11 protein-coding genes, 1 pseudogene and 1 riboswitch are annotated in these 17,740 nt (G+C 55.6%); of the genes and pseudogenes, 1 reads left to right on the top strand and 11 read right to left on the bottom strand.

The window, feature by feature from the left end:
* Positions 1 to 11: 11 nt before the first annotated feature.
* From CGZ80_RS05190 to CGZ80_RS28480, 10 genes are all read right to left on the bottom strand, one after another.
* On the bottom strand, positions 12 to 3,170 hold the full coding sequence (locus CGZ80_RS05190) for an Ig-like domain-containing protein (RefSeq protein ID WP_094412061.1): 3,159 nt from the start codon (positions 3,168 to 3,170) through the stop codon (positions 12 to 14).
* A 172-nt stretch (positions 3,171 to 3,342) separates the two neighbouring features.
* Positions 3,343 to 7,365 (bottom strand): DUF6797 domain-containing protein, encoded by a 4,023-nt coding sequence (locus CGZ80_RS05185; protein WP_094412059.1) that lies wholly within the window; start codon positions 7,363 to 7,365, stop codon positions 3,343 to 3,345.
* A gap of 190 nt (positions 7,366 to 7,555) precedes the next feature.
* Positions 7,556 to 8,770, bottom strand: a complete 1,215-nt coding sequence (locus CGZ80_RS05180; protein WP_094412057.1) for an AAA family ATPase — start codon at positions 8,768 to 8,770, stop codon at positions 7,556 to 7,558.
* A 128-nt stretch (positions 8,771 to 8,898) separates the two neighbouring features.
* Positions 8,899 to 10,545: a type II and III secretion system protein family protein gene (locus CGZ80_RS05175; RefSeq protein ID WP_233148239.1), complete on the bottom strand. Its 1,647-nt coding sequence runs from the start codon at positions 10,543 to 10,545 to the stop codon at positions 8,899 to 8,901.
* A gap of 110 nt (positions 10,546 to 10,655) precedes the next feature.
* Positions 10,656 to 11,693: a Flp pilus assembly protein CpaB gene (cpaB, locus tag CGZ80_RS05170; RefSeq protein WP_094412055.1), complete on the bottom strand. Its 1,038-nt coding sequence runs from the start codon at positions 11,691 to 11,693 to the stop codon at positions 10,656 to 10,658.
* Positions 11,694 to 11,971: 278 nt separating this feature from the next.
* Positions 11,972 to 12,529 carry a prepilin peptidase gene (locus CGZ80_RS05165; RefSeq protein WP_094412052.1) on the bottom strand — a complete coding sequence of 186 codons (558 nt, stop codon included), beginning with the start codon at positions 12,527 to 12,529 and terminating at the stop codon, positions 11,972 to 11,974.
* Between the two features lie 319 nt (positions 12,530 to 12,848).
* Positions 12,849 to 13,028 (bottom strand): Flp family type IVb pilin, encoded by a 180-nt coding sequence (locus CGZ80_RS05160; protein ID WP_094412050.1) that lies wholly within the window; start codon positions 13,026 to 13,028, stop codon positions 12,849 to 12,851.
* Between the two features lie 145 nt (positions 13,029 to 13,173).
* A riboswitch (cyclic di-GMP riboswitch) is annotated at positions 13,174 to 13,251 on the bottom strand.
* Between the two features lie 303 nt (positions 13,252 to 13,554).
* The gene (locus CGZ80_RS05155) at positions 13,555 to 13,734 is read right to left on the bottom strand and encodes a Flp family type IVb pilin (RefSeq protein WP_094412123.1); all 180 of its coding nucleotides are present in this window, start codon (positions 13,732 to 13,734) and stop codon (positions 13,555 to 13,557) included.
* A gap of 311 nt (positions 13,735 to 14,045) precedes the next feature.
* A complete protein-coding gene (locus CGZ80_RS28485; RefSeq protein WP_409994533.1) occupies positions 14,046 to 14,459 on the bottom strand; it encodes an SGNH/GDSL hydrolase family protein in 414 nt (137 codons plus the stop codon).
* Positions 14,456 to 14,746 carry a hypothetical protein gene (locus tag CGZ80_RS28480; RefSeq protein ID WP_233148237.1) on the bottom strand — a complete coding sequence of 97 codons (291 nt, stop codon included), beginning with the start codon at positions 14,744 to 14,746 and terminating at the stop codon, positions 14,456 to 14,458. The genes CGZ80_RS28485 and CGZ80_RS28480 overlap by 4 nt, the downstream gene beginning before the upstream one ends.
* 32 nt (positions 14,747 to 14,778) lie before the next feature.
* Between CGZ80_RS28480 and CGZ80_RS05145 the strand changes: the two genes are divergently transcribed.
* The gene (locus CGZ80_RS05145) at positions 14,779 to 15,873 is read left to right on the top strand and encodes a thiamine phosphate synthase (protein WP_094412048.1); all 1,095 of its coding nucleotides are present in this window, start codon (positions 14,779 to 14,781) and stop codon (positions 15,871 to 15,873) included.
* A gap of 98 nt (positions 15,874 to 15,971) precedes the next feature.
* Here CGZ80_RS05145 and recJ read toward each other — a convergent pair.
* Positions 15,972 to 17,734 (bottom strand): annotated as a pseudogene (gene recJ, locus CGZ80_RS05140) (single-stranded-DNA-specific exonuclease RecJ).
* Positions 17,735 to 17,740 lie beyond the last annotated feature (6 nt).

Raw genomic sequence — 17,740 nt, 5'->3', positions numbered from 1 at the left:
TGCGGTGTGCCTTATTCGGCAACGTCCAGTAATTCAATTACCACATCAATCGCTTCGGTCGAAGTCCCGCGAGCGTTGACATCGAGACCGAATGTCGGTGTCGTTTCGAAATCTAACTCTGCCGAATCCGCCACAAAGATTTCGCCGGTCAATCGATCAATTGAAAAGACTTCGTCGACCGAATTCAATTCGGCCTGAATGATGGGGCGGAATGCCGAAAGCGTTTCTGGATTCGAGATGGCTTGCCCGTTCAAGAAGAATGACGGGGTCGAATTTAAGCCAAGTGAGGACGCCGTGTTTCGGTCACGAGAGATTCTTGCCTCGATCGCCGAATCAGCTTGGTCGCTGGCAAATTGTGACATGTTCAAACCGAGCTGTTGTGCATAGCCATTGAATACGGACGTCGGATCCGCAAGCGAACGCCATGCGTCCTGGTTGGTAAACAACAGATCGACCATTTCGTCGAACTTGCCTTGTTGGCCGGCCGCCTCGGCCACACGGGCCGCTTCCTGGCTGTTTGGGAAAACAAAGCTATTCGTCGACGAGTTGAACAACAACAGATGCCGTCGAACGACTAGCAGTTCACCCGCAAATTCGGTTTCCAGTTGTTTCAATACCGTATGCAGACTGGCACAGTGTGGACACGAAAGGTCCATGTATTCGATCAGCACAACCGGTGCGGAAGTGTCGCCGGTGAAATGGTCATCGGCCACCAGATGCAGTTCGTCGGCTAGGTCTGGATCGTCGACTTCGAAGATGACGTTGCTGCCGAGGTTGCCCTCCGGGTCCAGCGTACCGACTAGTGTTCCGACGGCCGAATTTTCGTCGACACTAAAACTGTTTTGGTCCGTGACAGTAATCGAAACGGTGATCGGGGAGGATAGAGCGTTTCCGTCAGAGACACGGTAGGTAAACTGGTCGTCTCCCGAGAAGTTCGCGTCTGGGGTGTAGGTAAACGAACCGTCGGAGTTCAACGTCAACGATCCGTGCGACGCGCTCTGTGCGACTTGGGCGGTGTAGGTTGCCGAGCCTGAATTGTTGTCGTTGGCAAGCACGCCGTTACTTGCGTTGACGGTCAGTGCGGTGTCTTCACTAGCGGTGTAGGCATCGGCACTTCCGACAGGTGCACTGGTGACTTCGATCTCTACCGTTGTATCCGAGGTGGCGAAGTTTCCATCGTCAGCGCGATACGTAAAGGAGTCGGTTCCGGAGAAGCCGGCATCGGGCGTGTACGTGAACGAACCATTTTCGTTCAACGTCACCGTGCCGTGACTTGGGTTCGCCGTCAGGTTTGCATAAAGCGTTTCGCTGTCAGTGTCACTGTCGTTGGCCAAGACACCTTCGGCGGCGCTCACCACCAATTCGGTCCCCGCACCTGTCGTATAGGAATCATTTTGAGCCACGGGGGCGACTTCGTTCGCGTCGAACAAATCGATCGAAACCGCGATGACTTCTGATGTGTCACCGGTCGCCCGAACCGAAAGGTTGAACGTCGGGGTGGTCTCGAAATCGAGTTGGCCGGAATCGGCGACCGTGATTTCACCGGTCAGGCGATCGAGTGCGAAGGCGCGATCTGAGTCGTCGATTTCGGCTTGAATGATCGGCCTGAACGCGGCAAGAGTTTCCGGGTTAGACGTCGCGGTCCCGTTGACGAAGAATGATGGTGTCGAGTTCAAGCCCAGGTCAGACGCATCGGCCTGATCGCGCTCGATTCGATTCTCGATCGTTTGAGCTTGTCGATCACTTGTGAATTGCGTCAGGTCAATCTGCAGTTGTTGGGCGTAGCTGTTGAACAGCGAGGTTGGGTCGGATGCGCTGCTCCATTGGCTTTGATTGGTGAACAGCAAGTCGACCATTTCGTCGAATTTGCCTTGGCGTCCCGCCGCTTCGGCCGCCTTCGCCGCAGCCATGCTGTTGGGGAAAATTGCCGTGCCGTTGCTTTCCAACACAAAATGCCGACGAACGACCAGTAGGTCATCTGGGAAATCGGAAAGCAGTTGCTTGACGATCGGATGGATTTCCGCACAGTGCGGGCAAGACAGGTCAAGGTACTCGATCAAGACGACGGTGCCGTCGGCAGCGCCGGTAAAGTGATCATCGGCTTGCAGTCGTAGTTGAGATGCGAGCGACGCATCGTTGATCTCGAAGACAACGTCGCTGCCCAAGCTGCTTGACGCTTCAACTTCCCCGACGACGGTTCCGTTAGGGGCATTTTCGTCGACACTCAATTCGTTGGGCGTGGAATTGATTTGTGTGACGGTGATTGTGACAGTCACGTTTGACGAATTGGTGGTTCCGTCATTGGCGCGATAGGTAAACGAGTCCGTGCCGAAGAAGTCCGCATCGGGTTCATAGACAAACGAGCCGTCGTCATCAAAGGTGACGCTGCCATGGCTTGGGTTCGTGACCAATGCTGCCGTTAAGTCGTCATCATCCGCATCGGTGTCGTTGTTCAAAACGCCGTTGCTGGCACTGACGCTCAGCGTTTGGTTCTGAACGACAGTGTAGGTGTCAGCGGTCGCAACGGGGGCGGTGTTTGGATCGGGGTCTGGGTCACCGTCACCGCCGTCACCACCATCACCAGGGTCAGTCGTCCCCGGTGAATCGGAAGCACCATCACGAATCGCATCGGCGAGGTCGGAGTTCCCAGCACGTTCTTCGCCCTTGGCGACACTCTCACGAAGCATTTCGGATTGAGAAGGCGTCGACGCGAGGAACCAGGCGAGGTTCACGTAGCCTGGTTTTAGACCACGTTCGGCGAAGGTTAAATCGCTGACGTTTTGATTTGCGGTGACGACGAGATTCGAAATTTGATCGTTGCCAACATTCGCGTTGGCGTGGTCGGTCGACTCTTCACCGTCGACGGCGGCTTCGGGTTGCCGCTCGACCAAGCGATAGGTACCGGCGGCGAGGCCTTCGAACCGGAAGTTGCCGTTGCCGTCGGTTAGCATCGATTCTTCGACCGATTGGCCACCGGTCGTGGTGCCGGTCAGGGTGATTTCGACACCGGGCAGGCCGTCTTCGCTACTGCCTTGGCTGCCGTTGCCGTCGCTGTCAATGAAGACGACCCCGGACAAGCTCGCGTCCATGACGACACGATTTTCCAGGGATTCGAGCAGCATCCCACGGCGGGTGCGGCGGCGGTCGGTTCGTTTTCGTTGTGAACTCATCTGGTACCGATTGCGAAAGCGTCAGCGTTAGACGGTCGGTGGACGGCAAAGTTCCCCAATGACCGGACAGTCCAGGCTAAATGGCAATCTCGCCCTCGTCCACAAAATGTGCCAACCTGCGGGCCGCAATGGCACGGCAACACCCGTGCAAACCCGCCAACCGGTATAGCAATTACGGCTCGACGATCATCACCCCGTTCATGACCTTCCAGTGACCGGGAAACGTACATAGGTAGGGATATCGGCCAGATGCCTTCGGGGCTCGGAAGTAAATCGTAAATCGGTCACGTGGGACCACCACATTGGTGTACGCGATGACGTCTGAGGTTTCGGGAACATAGTGCCGAAGCGATGCATCAGGATCGGAAATCAATTTGTCCGCCAACTGCCCGACTTGCTCCAACGAGTCCGGTTCGACAAGCGCCCAGTTGTGTGGAACGACATCTGGATTGACGAGCGTTAACTCGATCGTTTCACCTGGACGAACGCGAAAGGAACCTGTGCGATAGGAAAGGTTGGTTGCCGTTTCGATCGTGACCTGACGAGCATCTTTCAGCTTCTTGGCATGCGGGTTGGGGATGCTTCGCGTGGCCATGGCGATGTCGAGTATGATCGGATGAGGATTGATCGTCTTATGCGCGGCTACGTATCCGGGGATGTCCAAGCGTGGTCGATTCAATCGGTGAACCGTGGCAAACAGGTCATGGAAATGGCCAGCCGAAGATTGGACGCGCAAATGCAATTGATTGACCGGTTGCAGTTCTGGCAGTTCCAAGAAAAGCGTTTGCCCTTCGTCCAAGACACTTGCCGATTTGACCGATAGTGTGTCGTGACCACGAACGCCGATGTGTCGTGTTGAGAACTCTGGCGAGCCATACGCCGAGCTATAGCGATAGTTCCATGCTTGGGCAAAGTGACTGGTCGGCTCGGAACAAATCGCCGGATCTAACTTACTTGAGAAGCGAATCGCGATCCCGTTTTCATGCACCTCGTAGCCGATCGGAAGTTGTATTGCTTTTCCACTGCTTTGGGTCCCGGTAAATCGCACTCGGGTAAAGCTGCCATCATCGGGCGTGTAAGATCCCCAGCCCTGCATGCCGCTGACATAAAGCTGTCCATCATGAGGGCTGAACCTTGCGCGATGGGCACCGGAGCGAAACTCACCGGGTAAGGGAACAGCCGCTCCTTGCATTTGTCCATCGACTTCATCACGGAGCACCAGAAAGTAAGTTCCTGTTCCATGCGAGAAGTGCAGCATCTGTCCGGCGAGCGGCCCCCAGCGATCGCTGTCCACGAACGTTTGTGCTCCACTGGAGTTATCGATGCCTCGTGGCAAGTAAACCAACGGCAAGGCTGGAACTTGATCATTGATCGGACCGCGATAACCGAAATGTGGTGTTGCTGTTTGCGCCGCATTCCCAGGGTGGTTCGGTCGGAATGCGCAGATCATTGATGAAGGGGTCCAGGTTCCTTCGGAGCATGGAACGGTGACCGTTCCGTCGGGCATCAAACCAAGTCCATCCGGATTACGGAAGCCCGTGGCGATGATCTCGGCGTGCTTTCCGTCAGGCGTCAGACGTACAATCCCCTGATTGCCGGACGCAATGTAAAAGTAGCCTTCGTAGTCTCGTTGCAGCCCGCAGATAAAGTCGTGACCGGCAGGCGATGTTTCGTAGGCATTGCAAAAGCATTCATAAAAGTCTGCTTCGCCGTCGTCATTCAAGTCATGCAACCGCGTGATCTGGTCACGGCCCAATACGAAGATGCCATCTTCGTCGATCACCATCCCTTGTGGATGATGCAATCCCGATGCGAAACGTGTCCAAGTCGCTTTGGTCGAAGGTGCTTCATAGTCCGTGACCTTCCAGACGTCACCTTGCATGGTACAGACCAATGCCGCACCATCGGGCAAAAAAGCATGCCCGCCGCAAAACAACAATGCATTGTCGGCGTTTTCCATCGGCAATGCGATTTCGTCGATCGCGTAGGGGTGATGCGAGCCCAACGTGATCTTCGTCTCGATCTGGTCAGGCCATCGTTGCGATGCCGATTTCAGTTTCGGCAGTAGCGATTCAAACGTTGTCGTTTCGATCGAAACACGGCCGTCTCGCAAGCTTGCTTCGACGAGGAACGTCTGGTCGTTTTGGTCGTAGGCAAACAGGACACGCTGATTCAGTCGGTAGTATCCGAGGTATTCACCAGTCTCTGCGTGTGCTTGTTCAGGCAACTCGATGGGAGTGCCATTGGGGACAATTCCGGAAAGGAAGCCGTGACGATGGTCGGAGAATTTAACGAAGCCGCCTTGCCAAGCGGCATCGAATCGCAGTGTTTCCGGGTTGAAGCAAACGCTGGTCTGTTGGTCGCCGCCAAGTGCGACGCAGATGCCACGTGGGATTGTTTTACCTTGACCGCGAAAGATACCGCCGATCAATGACCCTAAGTTTGTTTCGTTCCAACGACCGTCTAGCCAAACGGTATCGTTTTGGTTTCCCCAGTGACCAAGCGTTCCGCCGTCAAGTCCTGGGAATTCGGCCAGCAAAGGCGGTTGCGGCGATTGCCCGCGAAAGTGGTCTGCTTGCTTGGAGTAGAAATCATAGACGCGGTCACGATTGACGTTGTGTTCCCATGCGGGGTGATGCTCTGGATGAAGCGGATCGCGATCAAATGGAAACGTTTCTGGTGCATGCGCGTGACCTTGCGCATGCGACATTACTGAATCGATGACGTCTTGTTTGAGTGATCGTTCGGTTCCGAGGGTGCTCAGGAACGAGATCATGTCGATCAGGTCCGCGCCCGACATCGTGGCGACCAAGTTATCGGGCATCAACGTTCCGACTTCACGGCGGGCTTCGATCTCATCCAGGTCAATGGTGACACTCTGCTGCGTGTCGGACGTGCTTTGAATGGTCAGGGAGTCGTCGTCTTCGTGGGTAATGTAGCCTTGAAAAGTCTTTCCCGATTGGTCGAGGATTGCGTGTGCGACGTACTTTTTGTCGACCGTCTTTCCTGGCCAGAGGACAGACTCGACGATCTCGGCGAGCTTACGTTGTTTGCCAAGTGAACTTAGATCTGGCCCAACAGTTCCGCCATGGTTGCCGATCCGGTGACAGGACGCACACGCTGCTTTCGCGTTGGCGAATGAGAGCAGGCCTTGGCTGGTGACGCCTTCGTTGGTGGCACGATCTACAATCGCGTTGACGACTTCGGCGGAATACTCGGGTGTTGTGAAGCTGGACTGATCGGTTGGTAGCGACGACTTCGTTTCGGGCGGACGTTGATAGGTCCGCAGCGAAGGTTTTGGGCTCGCGTTATGTCCATTCAATTGCGGCAAAATCCAATGCAGCCCATCCAGGTTATCTTGCAGTCTTTGCTTAGCGTCGTCTTGGGTGTGGCCGATGACACCGATCGGACCCTTGTAGCCAGAGTCGAGAATGGTCCTGACAACCGAGACATCATCATCGCCTTCGCCAAGTGGGATGATCTTTTGGCCTTTTTGATCACCGCTTGCGATCATGCCGTTCAGATTCACGCACAGCAAATAAGGCTTCATCGCCTGCAGCGAAGCACCGAGGCCATCAAGGTGGTCGTGGCCATGATGAAGGTTGTAGATGATGCCAACGTGATCGGCAGCGTGGTGGTCTCGCAGGTATTCACAAACGGCGACCATGTTGTTTGGTTCGCCACCCCAGCCGCCATGGTTGTACAAACCGAGTTTGCATCCCATGGATTGCGTACGCTTGACGAGTGGCAGAAGTTGCTTCGCCGCCAATTCGACTTTAGCGGCTTGGCTGGGTGCGTTTGGCGAGGGAAGGGTTTGCCAGATTTGTGGGTGCAGGTCGTATTTCGCGAACAAGTCAAATGCCGCATCGTGAACACCCCAAAAGGCGAAGTATTCGATTCCGTGCTTTCGATACTGAAGGATTTCTTCTTCGAAACTGGGGATGTGTTGTTCGCGCCAATCATAGGCGACGCGGCGTAGTCCGATTTCGCGAAGCATTTCGGCGCGTTCTGCCGGCGTGCGATTTTTGGAATCAAACGGCACGATGCACCAAGCGACCAAGTTTTCGTCGCGCAACTGTTCGGGGACATCGGATGTGTTTTCGGTCGGTGGCTGGGCTGGGTTCTTGGCTGGGGCCTGGGAGTGTGCGTCAGCAAATGCAATGACGCACAGCAGCAGAACGAGGCAGTTTCGCATGGGACAAGCGGCGCGAGCGGGGGAGGGAAGGGGGGAGGGCGTACGCGGGAGAACGCTGAGTTCAATGATAACCCAAATGCGACCGGGACCGTGGCAAGTGGTGTCATGGCTGTGCGTTGAAGGTCAAACAAAAAACGCCGTGAAGAGTGTGCTTCACGGCGTTCGTTGATTGATCGGTGGGATGGACCGTCTAGGACTTGGCCGAACCCGGCCAAAACATTTTCCATTTGCTTTCCGATGACTTCGCCGTTTCCGGAGCTTGGCTGGTCGTTTCGACGCCCATCAGCTTGCTAGCCAAATCCTTCATCGCTTGGGTGATTGCGGATTTCGGAGCTTGGTTGATCAATGGGACGCCGTTATTGCGGACTTCGACCATGGTGCGATAGTCGTTCGGCAACAGGGCATAGATTTCTCGGCCCAGAGTTTCCTTGGCCTTCTTCAAGCTGATTTGGCCAGATTCCAATCCGGCACGGTTGACGACGATTTCGACTTTGTCTTGTAGCCCGTCGATTTCTTCGAAGCTCATCATCAAACGCACGACGTTACGCAGGCAGGGCAGGTCTAGCTGGGTGATCAGCAGAACTCGCGATGCCGCTTCGATCGCAGCCATGTCGACGGGGCTGTATGTTTTCGACAGGTCAATGACCAGGTGGGTGAACGTTGCTTTGAGCAAGCCGATCACTTTGCGCAGGCTTTCGTCGGTGATGCCTTGGGTGTCGTGAAGCTCAACAGGACGCGGCAGCAGATACAGTCCACTGGAGTGTTTCGTCAGCGATTGCTTGAGCAGCTGAATGTCGAGTCGAGAAACGTTTTGAACAACGTCGGCGAGTGTGTAATCCGGGATTGCGTCCAAGAAGACATCTGCATCGCCGAGTGCTAGGTCCAGGTCCAACAACGCGACGCTGTTTCGATTGTCAGAGGCGAAAATGCAACCCAGGTTCACCGCGGTGCTGGTCGTGCCGACTCCGCCCGTTGCCCCGGCGATTGCAATGACTTCGCAACCACGGTTGCCGCCTTCGCTGCTACCGAACTTTTGTTGGCTAACGCGTCCGAGTGCCGCCGAGAGGTCTTCGTGCGACATCGGCAGGGTGAGGAATTCACGAGCTCCCGCACGGATGGTTTGTAGGATCAGATGACCGTCGGTGCTCTCGCTGGCGGCCAGCAACACTGTGTCGGGCGCATCGGCAGCCAAACGCGAGATCAGGCGGATCGCTTTTTCGCTGTCATTGTCCAGCGAGATGACGCCGACATCGGGTGCGGTTTGTTCGATGATGTCTGGGAAAAACTCGTAGCGTGAACAATCTGCCTCCAACCAGACAGTGTCCATGCTCAGCAGCATGCCTTTGAGTGATTCACGAGTATCATCATTGGGGTCAACCAATGCGATTCGAAGAACGTTTGTCATTGCGGATTCACCCGATGGATCATTTCAATACCTTTTAACGCTGGCCTCGCGAACGTCCGTCGTCAGCAAGGCCAACCGCAGTGTGGTGTCTGCCCGTTGGGGCGACACCACGATGTGACTGGGCCGGATCAGAAGCCGTCTGGAGTGCTGATCACGACGCCATCGCCGACAACCTTTGGCTGGGTGCCAGGGATAACCGCCCCGTTGGGAAGGTTGCTGTCGGTGATCGTTGCACCGGCTGGCATCCCCATCAGTTCTGGCGAGCTCAGGTTACCGCGAGACATCATTGCCCCGTGTTGCATCACGTTGCTGTGGATCAGGCTTTCATTTGCCGAACGGCCGGGGCCGGTTTCCATCGAGCATCCGTCACCGCCCAGCAAGTTGGGGACTTCGATATGCCCGTTGTAGTACAAGTCGTGATCGTTAGGCGAAACACTGTTCAAGCCTGGGCCGCCACGTGGGACTTGATGGGGATCCATCGCGTCAACCAATTCAGGCGTCACCGTCATCAGCAATTCGACGTCGTTGCGTTGTTCGCGAACATTGCGGAACAGCATACCGATTGCGGGCAGCTCACCCAGGAAAGGTGTCATGTGTGTGGTCGCTTCGGTGCGGCTTTGCAACAAACCTGCGATCGCGAATGTTTGACCGGCTTGAAGTTCGACGGCGGTTTCGACATACCGTTGGCTGAACGCGGTGACGTTGGTGTTGCCGACGATGATTGCACGAGTGTCGTCGGGTTCTTTCACCTCGGGGCGAACTTCCAAGCGGATGCGGCCTGGGCCGACAACGAAAGGCAGGAAGTCGACCGAGGTGCCGTATTCTTCGTATGCGACGGTGACTTGTCCGTTACCCGATGGAACCGTGTAAGGGACTTTACCACCGACGGTGAAGCGGGCGGGGCGACCGTGTGTCGCGACAACGGTTGGCTCGGCCAAGTATTTGATCAAGTCTTGCTGACGAAGTGCTTTCACCAAGGTCAGGAACTCTTCGCCATCAAACACGTTCGAAGCGGCGCTCTGGCTGATCGACAGCGGCCTGCTCGAAATCGAACGGGTTTGGTCCGTCCATGAGATATCGACGCCGAGTTCACGCAGCTTGGTACGTGAGACTTCCATGATTCGGGTGTGCAGCAAAACTTGCTGAACGCCGATCACACGGATGTTATTGACGACAGTGGGGTAGTATTGTTCGACGATTGCGATCGCACGGTCAACGTCGTCAACGCTGGTCACGAAGCCGGACACAACTGCCGACGCGTTGATCGGAATCACTTTCAGCGTCGCCATCGGCAACTGCGAAGCAAGAATCCCTTCGATCTCTCGAGCATCAGCGACGACCGTAATGTTCACGGTGTATTGTTTGTCGTCGGTGTCCCAAAGATTGATCGCGGTGGTACCCGGCGTCTTGGCCACGACTTGCAATTGGTTTTGCGAAATCGGGTTGGCACTGAGGACTTCCTCGTTGTGAACTTGGAAGCGGGGGATCTTTGCTTCGAGCGTCAAGATCGAGCTGGATTTGACCAGCATCTGCATCTGCTCGAGCTGCCGCGTGATTGTGTGGTTCTCCGCACCTGCGGCCATCACCGAAGTCAGCGTGGCGGGATCGGGCTCCTGAGCTCCGGCATTTTGGAATCCGGCACCCGAGGCGCAATAAGCCGCCGAGACGAGAGCGATTAACTTCAGCGCGGCGGGGCGGACCGCAAATCGGAACATTTCCATCGCAGATGCATCCTTGCAGAACTGAATCGGGAAGGTCCCGAGAGACGAAGACATCCGTTTCGTTTCAGTTCGTTGCGAGTAACGTTAAGTAAAAAAGTTTGGATCAAGCTCGCGGCGCGAGGACCGCGTGCATTCTGTTTTCAATCGTCAAGTGACAAGGCGAGTTATTCGCCACCTTCGCCCGTCGGGGGGGCAAAGAATGGGCTGTTCGCACCGCGGAGAAAATCGTCACCGCCGCTTGTCGTCTGTGTGTCTTGGCTGTCGGTCGATGGGGTCGCGTCGCCAGCCGAATCGTTCGTCGGGTTCAGTTCGCCGCTAATCCGCGGCAACGTTTCGCCTTCCAACCATTCGTATTCGACGAGCCGTCCGGCTTCCAATTTGACCATTCGGTGAATTACTTTCTTGCCGTTTGACTTGGTTTGCACCGGTTCGGAGGTGCCTTGGTTCTGTTGTTCCTGTTCGGCCAGTTTGCGAAGCCGCTCTTGCTCATCGCGTCGCTCTTGCAGGTCTTGGAGGAACGTTTTCGCCGAGACGCTCATTTCGCCTTCTGCCAGTTTGCCTTCGTCGGCGGAGGGACTGCCAAGTGACAGCGAAATCTCTCCGAGTTTCTTGGCGAAGTCAAAGGCGTCGACGTCGGCGCGTCGGATCAACAGTTGGATGTTTCGTGCGTTACGTGGTCGGGGGGTTTCTTCATCGAACTTCGTGATCCCGTCGATGCCGTAAACCTTCACACCGGTCAACACGTCAAGGGCGGTGTCCCGTGGAAAGAACTCGCCCTTGGTGAAGAAGCCCCGAATATCTACTCGGTCACCTGGGCTGACCAAGTTGACCGTTCCATCGCGACCAGCTTCAAGTGAAACGACGGAATACCCTTGCGGGACAACCTTATCTTCAACTTCATTCATCAATTTGACGTCGAGCATCGGTTCGCCTTCGTACAAGGGAACCTTCGCAAATCGCCCTTCGAACTGGGTCAAATCAGACGACGCACCCGTCGGAACACGGTCGACGGGCCACTGTTCAAGACGCAGCTTGTCCGGCGTGATCTGCTCTTCCGCGTTCACGGCCTGGGTCGTCACCAGGATTTCCACCATCTGGATCTGAGCATTGCCGTTTTGCGCTTGCATCCATTGCCCGACCCCGACGGCCGCGATCGTGCCGCAGATACCGGCAAGCAACAAGAATAGTGATTTGTTTCGCATAGTTCAGACTGGTGCTAGACCAGGAAAAGGCGGTTTGCGTGCAGAGGACGTCGCTGGGAGGAAGCTTTCGGCTCGCTCTTATCACTCGGACTTCGGAGGCCATTGCCTACAACACCAGGGGCTGCAGGCTCAGGATCGATACAACGGTTTATCGCGACGTGTTTCGCAGGCTCGCTGTAATCGGCAAGCCTTGCCATTTTTGGCACCGGGGGGCAGAGCGGTTGCCCCCGAAATTAGCGGGTTTTGCAGTGTCCGAGTGCGGATGGCTGAGCTTACGTTCAGACCAACATTCCGGCGTAGGCAAAATAGAGAATTGAGCCGATTGCCATGGGAATGCCGTATGGGAGGAGATACATGGTCGGCTTGCGTTCACGTGCAATCTTGGAAAGCTCCGAAGGTTTACGGATGGTTTTCCATTCTTCCAAAATTTGCATCCCCTGAGCGTAGTGCTTCGTCCACTCGCCACTTCGCCAAACCATGATGACCGCCATAATCCCACCAACGATGGCGGTCGCGGCGAACGCATACAGGGTAACGACCGTTCCGAGCCAAGCACCGACGCCCATCAACAGTTTGACGTCGCCGCCACCCATGCCACCGACGTTACGCAGAACCAGCAGCAACATCATGCCGACAAAGGTTCCAAGAAGGCTGTAGCCGAGGCCAGGCATGCCGCCTTCGATTGTGCAGTTGATCCATCCGCAGATGATGAACGGAAAGGTAAGCCAGTTCGGCACTTTCAAAATCTTGCCGTCGATGACCGCGGCGACGATCAAAACGACGGTGACAAACCAGACGGTCCAGTTTTCTGTGATTCCTTGGACTAGCGTTTCCATGAAGGGACTCCCCGTAGCGAACAAGATGTTTGGTAGTTGGTGGTTGGGTTGCTTCGATCGGACGTGGGGTAGAATCTGCTGGCGCGTCAACGCGGACCCAAGACCCAGCTGAACATCGCGAACAGCAACGTGATCAAGCAGCAAGAGAGCTGCCACACATGTTCAGTCGCATCAGCGGGAAGCAGTGGATAGTTCATGATTTTTCGTTTGCGCAAAAAGAACTCGACGTGACCGGTGAAAAGATTGCGCGTTTCACCGATCAAACGTCGAGAGTCTCTCAAACAGTCATTAGCAAGCCGTCAGGCCGCCAATCACTCGATCAGTTAGCGGCGATAGCCGTTCCAACTTCTTGGAACTTCTTGTTCGACTCGGTACCGATCGTTCCAACGGCTGCCAAGCAGACGACGACGATCAGAGCCAGCATGACCGCGTATTCAACTGCGGTTGGGCCATCTTCTTCTTTCAGGAATTCAACGACGCTATTTGCAAACTTTTTCATATTTCAAACTCCTCAGTTGAAAGCCGAATGCTTCTCAGGTTCGACTTTCGACGTTTGTCTTAATGGGCCAATTCAACGCGAATTAAGGTCCCTAGAAAGAAGCAGCCACGTCTCCTTCAAGCCTCGGTGATCTTTCGATCGTTCCCTCGGCAGCCCGGCTGCCCTCGCGAAAGGGCCCGTAGCTTTGCGCCCCGACCTTGCGGACGGTTTGCCTTTATCTGGGATGTAGGCTGTCCGACAACCGTGCTGACCCTCATTGGTCTGGTCCTCGGAAGCGGGTTTCGTAACCCGCTCTCGAATGAAACCTATGTCACGAAAGGTCCTTGTCAAAAAACTCGGACAGAACAAAGTTCATTGGTCGTGCTGGCGATAGCGTTAAACCAGCTGTAGCGATTGCGTCGTGCGTGACGGTCGGGCGTGTCGTGAACGGTTTCATGCCTGAAGCGCAAAAGAAAAACCCCGGCGTCATTGCTGACGTCGGGGTCATCCGGAATACAGGATTCCTTTGAAGGGCTGCGCCGTTCGACTAGTTAGCCGAGATAGCCGCACCAACTTCTTGGAACTTCTTGTTCGATTCGGTACCGATCGTTCCGACGGCTGCCAAGCAGACGACGACGATCAGAGCCAACATGACCGCGTATTCAACTGCGGTTGGTCCGTCTTCTTCCTTCAGAAAATCAACGATGCTATTAGCGAACTTTTTCATCTCAAACTCCAAAATCATTTAATCAAGTTAAGTAGTTGAGGTCACACCCGATGGCTGCGAGCCATTCAGTAGCTCCCTCACAACGAAACTATGTCAGATTCCTTCGGTTTGCCGGAAAAGTGCACGGATGCAAACTCATGAACATCGAAAGCAGTGCGATCGTAGGGACTGTCGCGATTAAGAGATGCGGCAAGTGCTTACAATGCTCTTAGTAGCCTCTCTTGAGAGGGGAAACCCTCGCTGAGCTAGTCTTGCACTAAACTGCTTGCCGATCGAATCGAATACCGCTTTCGAGCGGTTCGGTTGCCCCGTTAGTAAAGTGCTTTGGCGATTTGTGCCGCGACATGTTCGCCCAGCTTCTTGGAGCCTTCTGGCGTGTAGTGCACGTTCGCCGGACGCTGCAGCTCGCTGATCGATTCGGCAAACGCAAAGAACGGGTCAGTCTGAATGTCGCCGACCTTCGCAATCGCACTTGCTGCCGCTTCGTTGTATTTGACCGAGTCGCCAGGCACACGGCCGGCGGCTCCCTCTGGAACTGGGGTGGTCTCGCGCCAGATAACCGTCGCACCAGTCTTTTTTAGTCGTTCGGCAATCTTGCGGATGTTCTCGGTGTAGTCGTCAATCGAGACCTGCTGGTGTGCACCCGGTGAATCGGGGGCGGCTAGGTTTTCATTGTTCGGCCCCATATATTTCAGATCGTGGAGGCCGAAGTTGAAATGGATCACATCCCAGTGACGGTCGCCGAGCCAAGCGTCCAGGTTCTTAATGCCATTGGTTGTCGGGCCGCAGTTGGTGGCTGGCCGAAAGACATTGGCTTTGCCCGCCAAAGCTTTTCTCGCATCGAGCATGTACCGATCGAAATCGAATCGCCGATCAGCAAGACGTTGGGTAGGCCTTTGTCGATTTCAGGTTCGGCGAAAGCAGGATTCTTTTTTCGCTGGGCCGACGCATCGTTCACCATCGTGATCGACAACATCGCAGCGGATAACAAAATCGCCGTACGTCGTTTCATTTTCATCTTCATCGGATTTGCCTGGAATTCACGTGGACAGTCATTCTCGCGAAACCGCCTATCGTATCCTGGACGCTTCGGCGAATCGAGTTTTCGAGGGCCTGCGTACGATTGAAGAGTTTTATCGCTTTGGGCTCGATGACGCTGAAGGCACCGAACAAATCAAGACGATGCGGCACCAGCTTGCCGATGCCATGAAGCAAATCGATCGACGCGATCTTCTTCATAGTCGCGATACCGACGCGGATGTCGGTACAACGATTGAAACCACGCAGGAATACAAGCGGTCAAAGTTGGTCGATGTATTAGCGGCCGCATCGCAGCGGGTTCAACAATCGTTGAGGACGATCGAAGAGTATGGCAAAACAATCGACGGCAGGTTCGCGAAGCAAGTTGAGGCAATCCGCTATCGGTCGTACACGGTGCTGAAAGATTGCGAATTGAAAGCGATCAGGAACGATCGAGTCACAAGACTTGCCGTTGCGACCTTGTATGCATTAGTCGATTGTATGGACAGCGACGTGTCGTTGCGGATGTATGTGGCTTCGCTTTGTGAAGCCGGCGTCGATATCATCCAGCTTCGTGATAAGAACGCGCCGGATCGCTTGCTTGTTCAGCGTGGTCTCGTCATCGCAGAATCGCTGCGTGATACCAACGCGTTGTTCATCATGAACGACCGAGCCGATTTGGCGGTGTTAACACGTTCCGATGGCGTGCATGTCGGGCAAGACGAATTGACAGTCGAGCAGACGCGTCGAATCGTCGGTGATGAATTACTCGTCGGTGTGTCTACTCATGATGTCGAGCAAGTTCATCAAGCGATCGCCAGCGGCGCGGACTACATCGGCTGCGGCCCGACGTTCCCAAGCAAAACCAAGTCCTTTGACAGTCATGCCGGAATCGCATTTTTAGAAGCGGTGCACCGCGAAACCAAGTCGACGCCACGGCCCGCTTTTGCGATCGGCGGAATCGACGCAAGCAATTTGCAGCAGGTCGCACAAGCCGGTTTTCATCGCATAGCCGTCACGGCAGCCATACATCAAGCCGCGGACCCATTTGCCGCAGCGAGAGAGTTGAAGCAGCAGTTGACCGAACTGCGTTCCAGGCAATCATCCGGAACGAAGTAGCGTGCAACGGTGTGCGCACGGTGCCTGGGGACTTAACCGCGTTTTATCGCACTGCTGCTGATGGGGCGGCAACGGTAGGTGCTAACCAGGCTGGCGTGCTAACCGACCGTTTGGCGGGCGAGCGAGGGACGCCAGTCGACGATGTGGACTTCGACACGTCGATAGCCACCGAACTCGTTGATCACGGGGCGATACGCGACTTGGATCGGACCGCTGTGATCGTTCAGTTCTTCACACCAATCGCCTTCGCCGAATGCGACGCCGCGGACGACTTTGCCGCCTTGGTCCAAGCGGACGGTCAGGTGTCGATCACCGGAACCCATCCGTCGCGCTGGCTCGGCAAGCATCACGTCTTGGCAGAGCAGCACTGGTCGTGGGTTGCCTTCGCCGAAGGGCTCCATCGTTTCGATTTGCTTGACGGTGTTCAGGCTGAGCTGACCGAACGATGCTTCAGCGTCGATGATGATTTCCGGTTCGGCATCTGAATCGGCGATCTGCTGTGAGACCGCTTCGCAAAACTCTTCGCGAAAGGCATCGATTTGACGTTCATCAATGCTCAGGCCGGCTGCCGCGCGGTGACCGCCGAAGCGTGATAGACGATCACTGCATTCGGACATTGCGTCATAGAGGTTGATCGTCGTGGGACCCGCGCGCCCGGATCCGACCGCGTCGCCTTTTCCGGAGGCGTCCATCGACAGGATGATGACTGGCTTGCCGTATTTGTCGCTCAATCGTCCCGCCACGACGCCGATCACACCTTGGTGCCAACCGACACCGGCGAGGACCAATGCGGGATCGTTTTCGGTATCGAACTGTTCCTTGGCTTGCTTTTGTGCGGCCAGCATGACACTGCGCTGCAAGCTGTCGCGGTTCTTGTTCAGTTCGTCAATGTATTCGGCGAGTGATTGGGCCCGTTCGCCTGCGGGGGCGGTCAGCAGTTCAACACCAAGTTGTGCTTGTCCGAGTCGTCCAGCGGCGTTCAATCGAGGTGCGAGTGAGAACGCGATGCTTTCGGTGTTCAGCGTCATGTTCTCGGTCAGCTTCGCGACCTTCATCAGCTCTGCCAGGCCCGGCGAAGGCTCGGCGGCCAGCATTCGTAGGCCGTGCGAGACCAGGATGCGGTTTTCATCGACGAGCGGCACGACGTCAGCAACGGTTCCGATCGCGGCCAGTGAAAGTGACTGCATCAGGAATCGACGCATCGGCTCGGTGACTTTCTTGGCGCCGCAGATTTTTTGGCAGAGCGCCCAGGCGAGTTTGAACGCGACACCCGCACCGCAAAGTTCGCCAAAAGGATACGTGGTCCCTGGCAGGCGTGGGTGAACGATCGCGTCCGCGTCCGGGAGGGACTCGTCAATCGTATGGTGGTCGGTGATGACCAAGCTCACGCCCAGTTCGCGGCAGAGTTCTGCGCACGCGATACTGGTGATCCCACAGTCGACGGAGATGATCATCTGCTTGCCACGATTGGCAAGTTGGTGATCGCTTCGGGGTTCAGGCCGTAACCGTCTTCGAGTCGATTGGGGATGTGGTAAGACACGTCCGCACCGAGCAATTTCAACCCGTTGTACAGAATCGCCGTGCCGGTCATGCCGTCACAGTCGTAATCGCCATAGATCACGATCGACGTTTTGTCGGCGATCGCTTGGGCGACGATTTCAGTCGCTTCGGGGACCCCAGGCAGCAGCGCAGGGTCACGCAAACCGGTCAGCTTGGTGGAAAGAAACGAATCGGCGGCAGCGGCATCGTAGACGCCACGGCTAACCAAGAGTTGAGCAACAACAGGAGGCAGCTTGGAGCCGCGAATCAGTTGCTCAACGCGGGCGGAATCATGAGGGACGATCCGCCACTTTCGTTTCATCCTTGA

It is taken from the genome of Rhodopirellula sp. MGV (assembly GCF_002251265.1).
Classification (GTDB): Bacteria; Planctomycetota; Planctomycetia; order Pirellulales; family Pirellulaceae; genus Stieleria; species Stieleria baltica_A.
Note: the sequence above shows the minus strand (reverse complement) of the source record. Positions and strands in the feature narration are given on the sequence as shown.

Coding starts and splice junctions, on each gene's coding strand:
- CGZ80_RS28480 (WP_233148237.1), bottom strand. CDS start 14,746: ATGAAACGACGTACGGCGATTTTGTTATCCGCTGCGATGTTGTCGATC.
- CGZ80_RS05175 (WP_233148239.1), bottom strand. CDS start 10,545: ATGTCTTCGTCTCTCGGGACCTTCCCGATTCAGTTCTGCAAGGATGCA.
- CGZ80_RS05165 (WP_094412052.1), bottom strand. CDS start 12,529: ATGGAAACGCTAGTCCAAGGAATCACAGAAAACTGGACCGTCTGGTTT.
- CGZ80_RS05185 (WP_094412059.1), bottom strand. CDS start 7,365: ATGCGAAACTGCCTCGTTCTGCTGCTGTGCGTCATTGCATTTGCTGAC.
- CGZ80_RS05180 (WP_094412057.1), bottom strand. CDS start 8,770: ATGACAAACGTTCTTCGAATCGCATTGGTTGACCCCAATGATGATACT.
- cpaB (WP_094412055.1), bottom strand. CDS start 11,693: ATGCGAAACAAATCACTATTCTTGTTGCTTGCCGGTATCTGCGGCACG.
- CGZ80_RS05155 (WP_094412123.1), bottom strand. CDS start 13,734: ATGAAAAAGTTCGCTAATAGCATCGTTGATTTTCTGAAGGAAGAAGAC.
- CGZ80_RS05190 (WP_094412061.1), bottom strand. CDS start 3,170: ATGAGTTCACAACGAAAACGAACCGACCGCCGCCGCACCCGCCGTGGG.
- CGZ80_RS05160 (WP_094412050.1), bottom strand. CDS start 13,028: ATGAAAAAGTTTGCAAATAGCGTCGTTGAATTCCTGAAAGAAGAAGAT.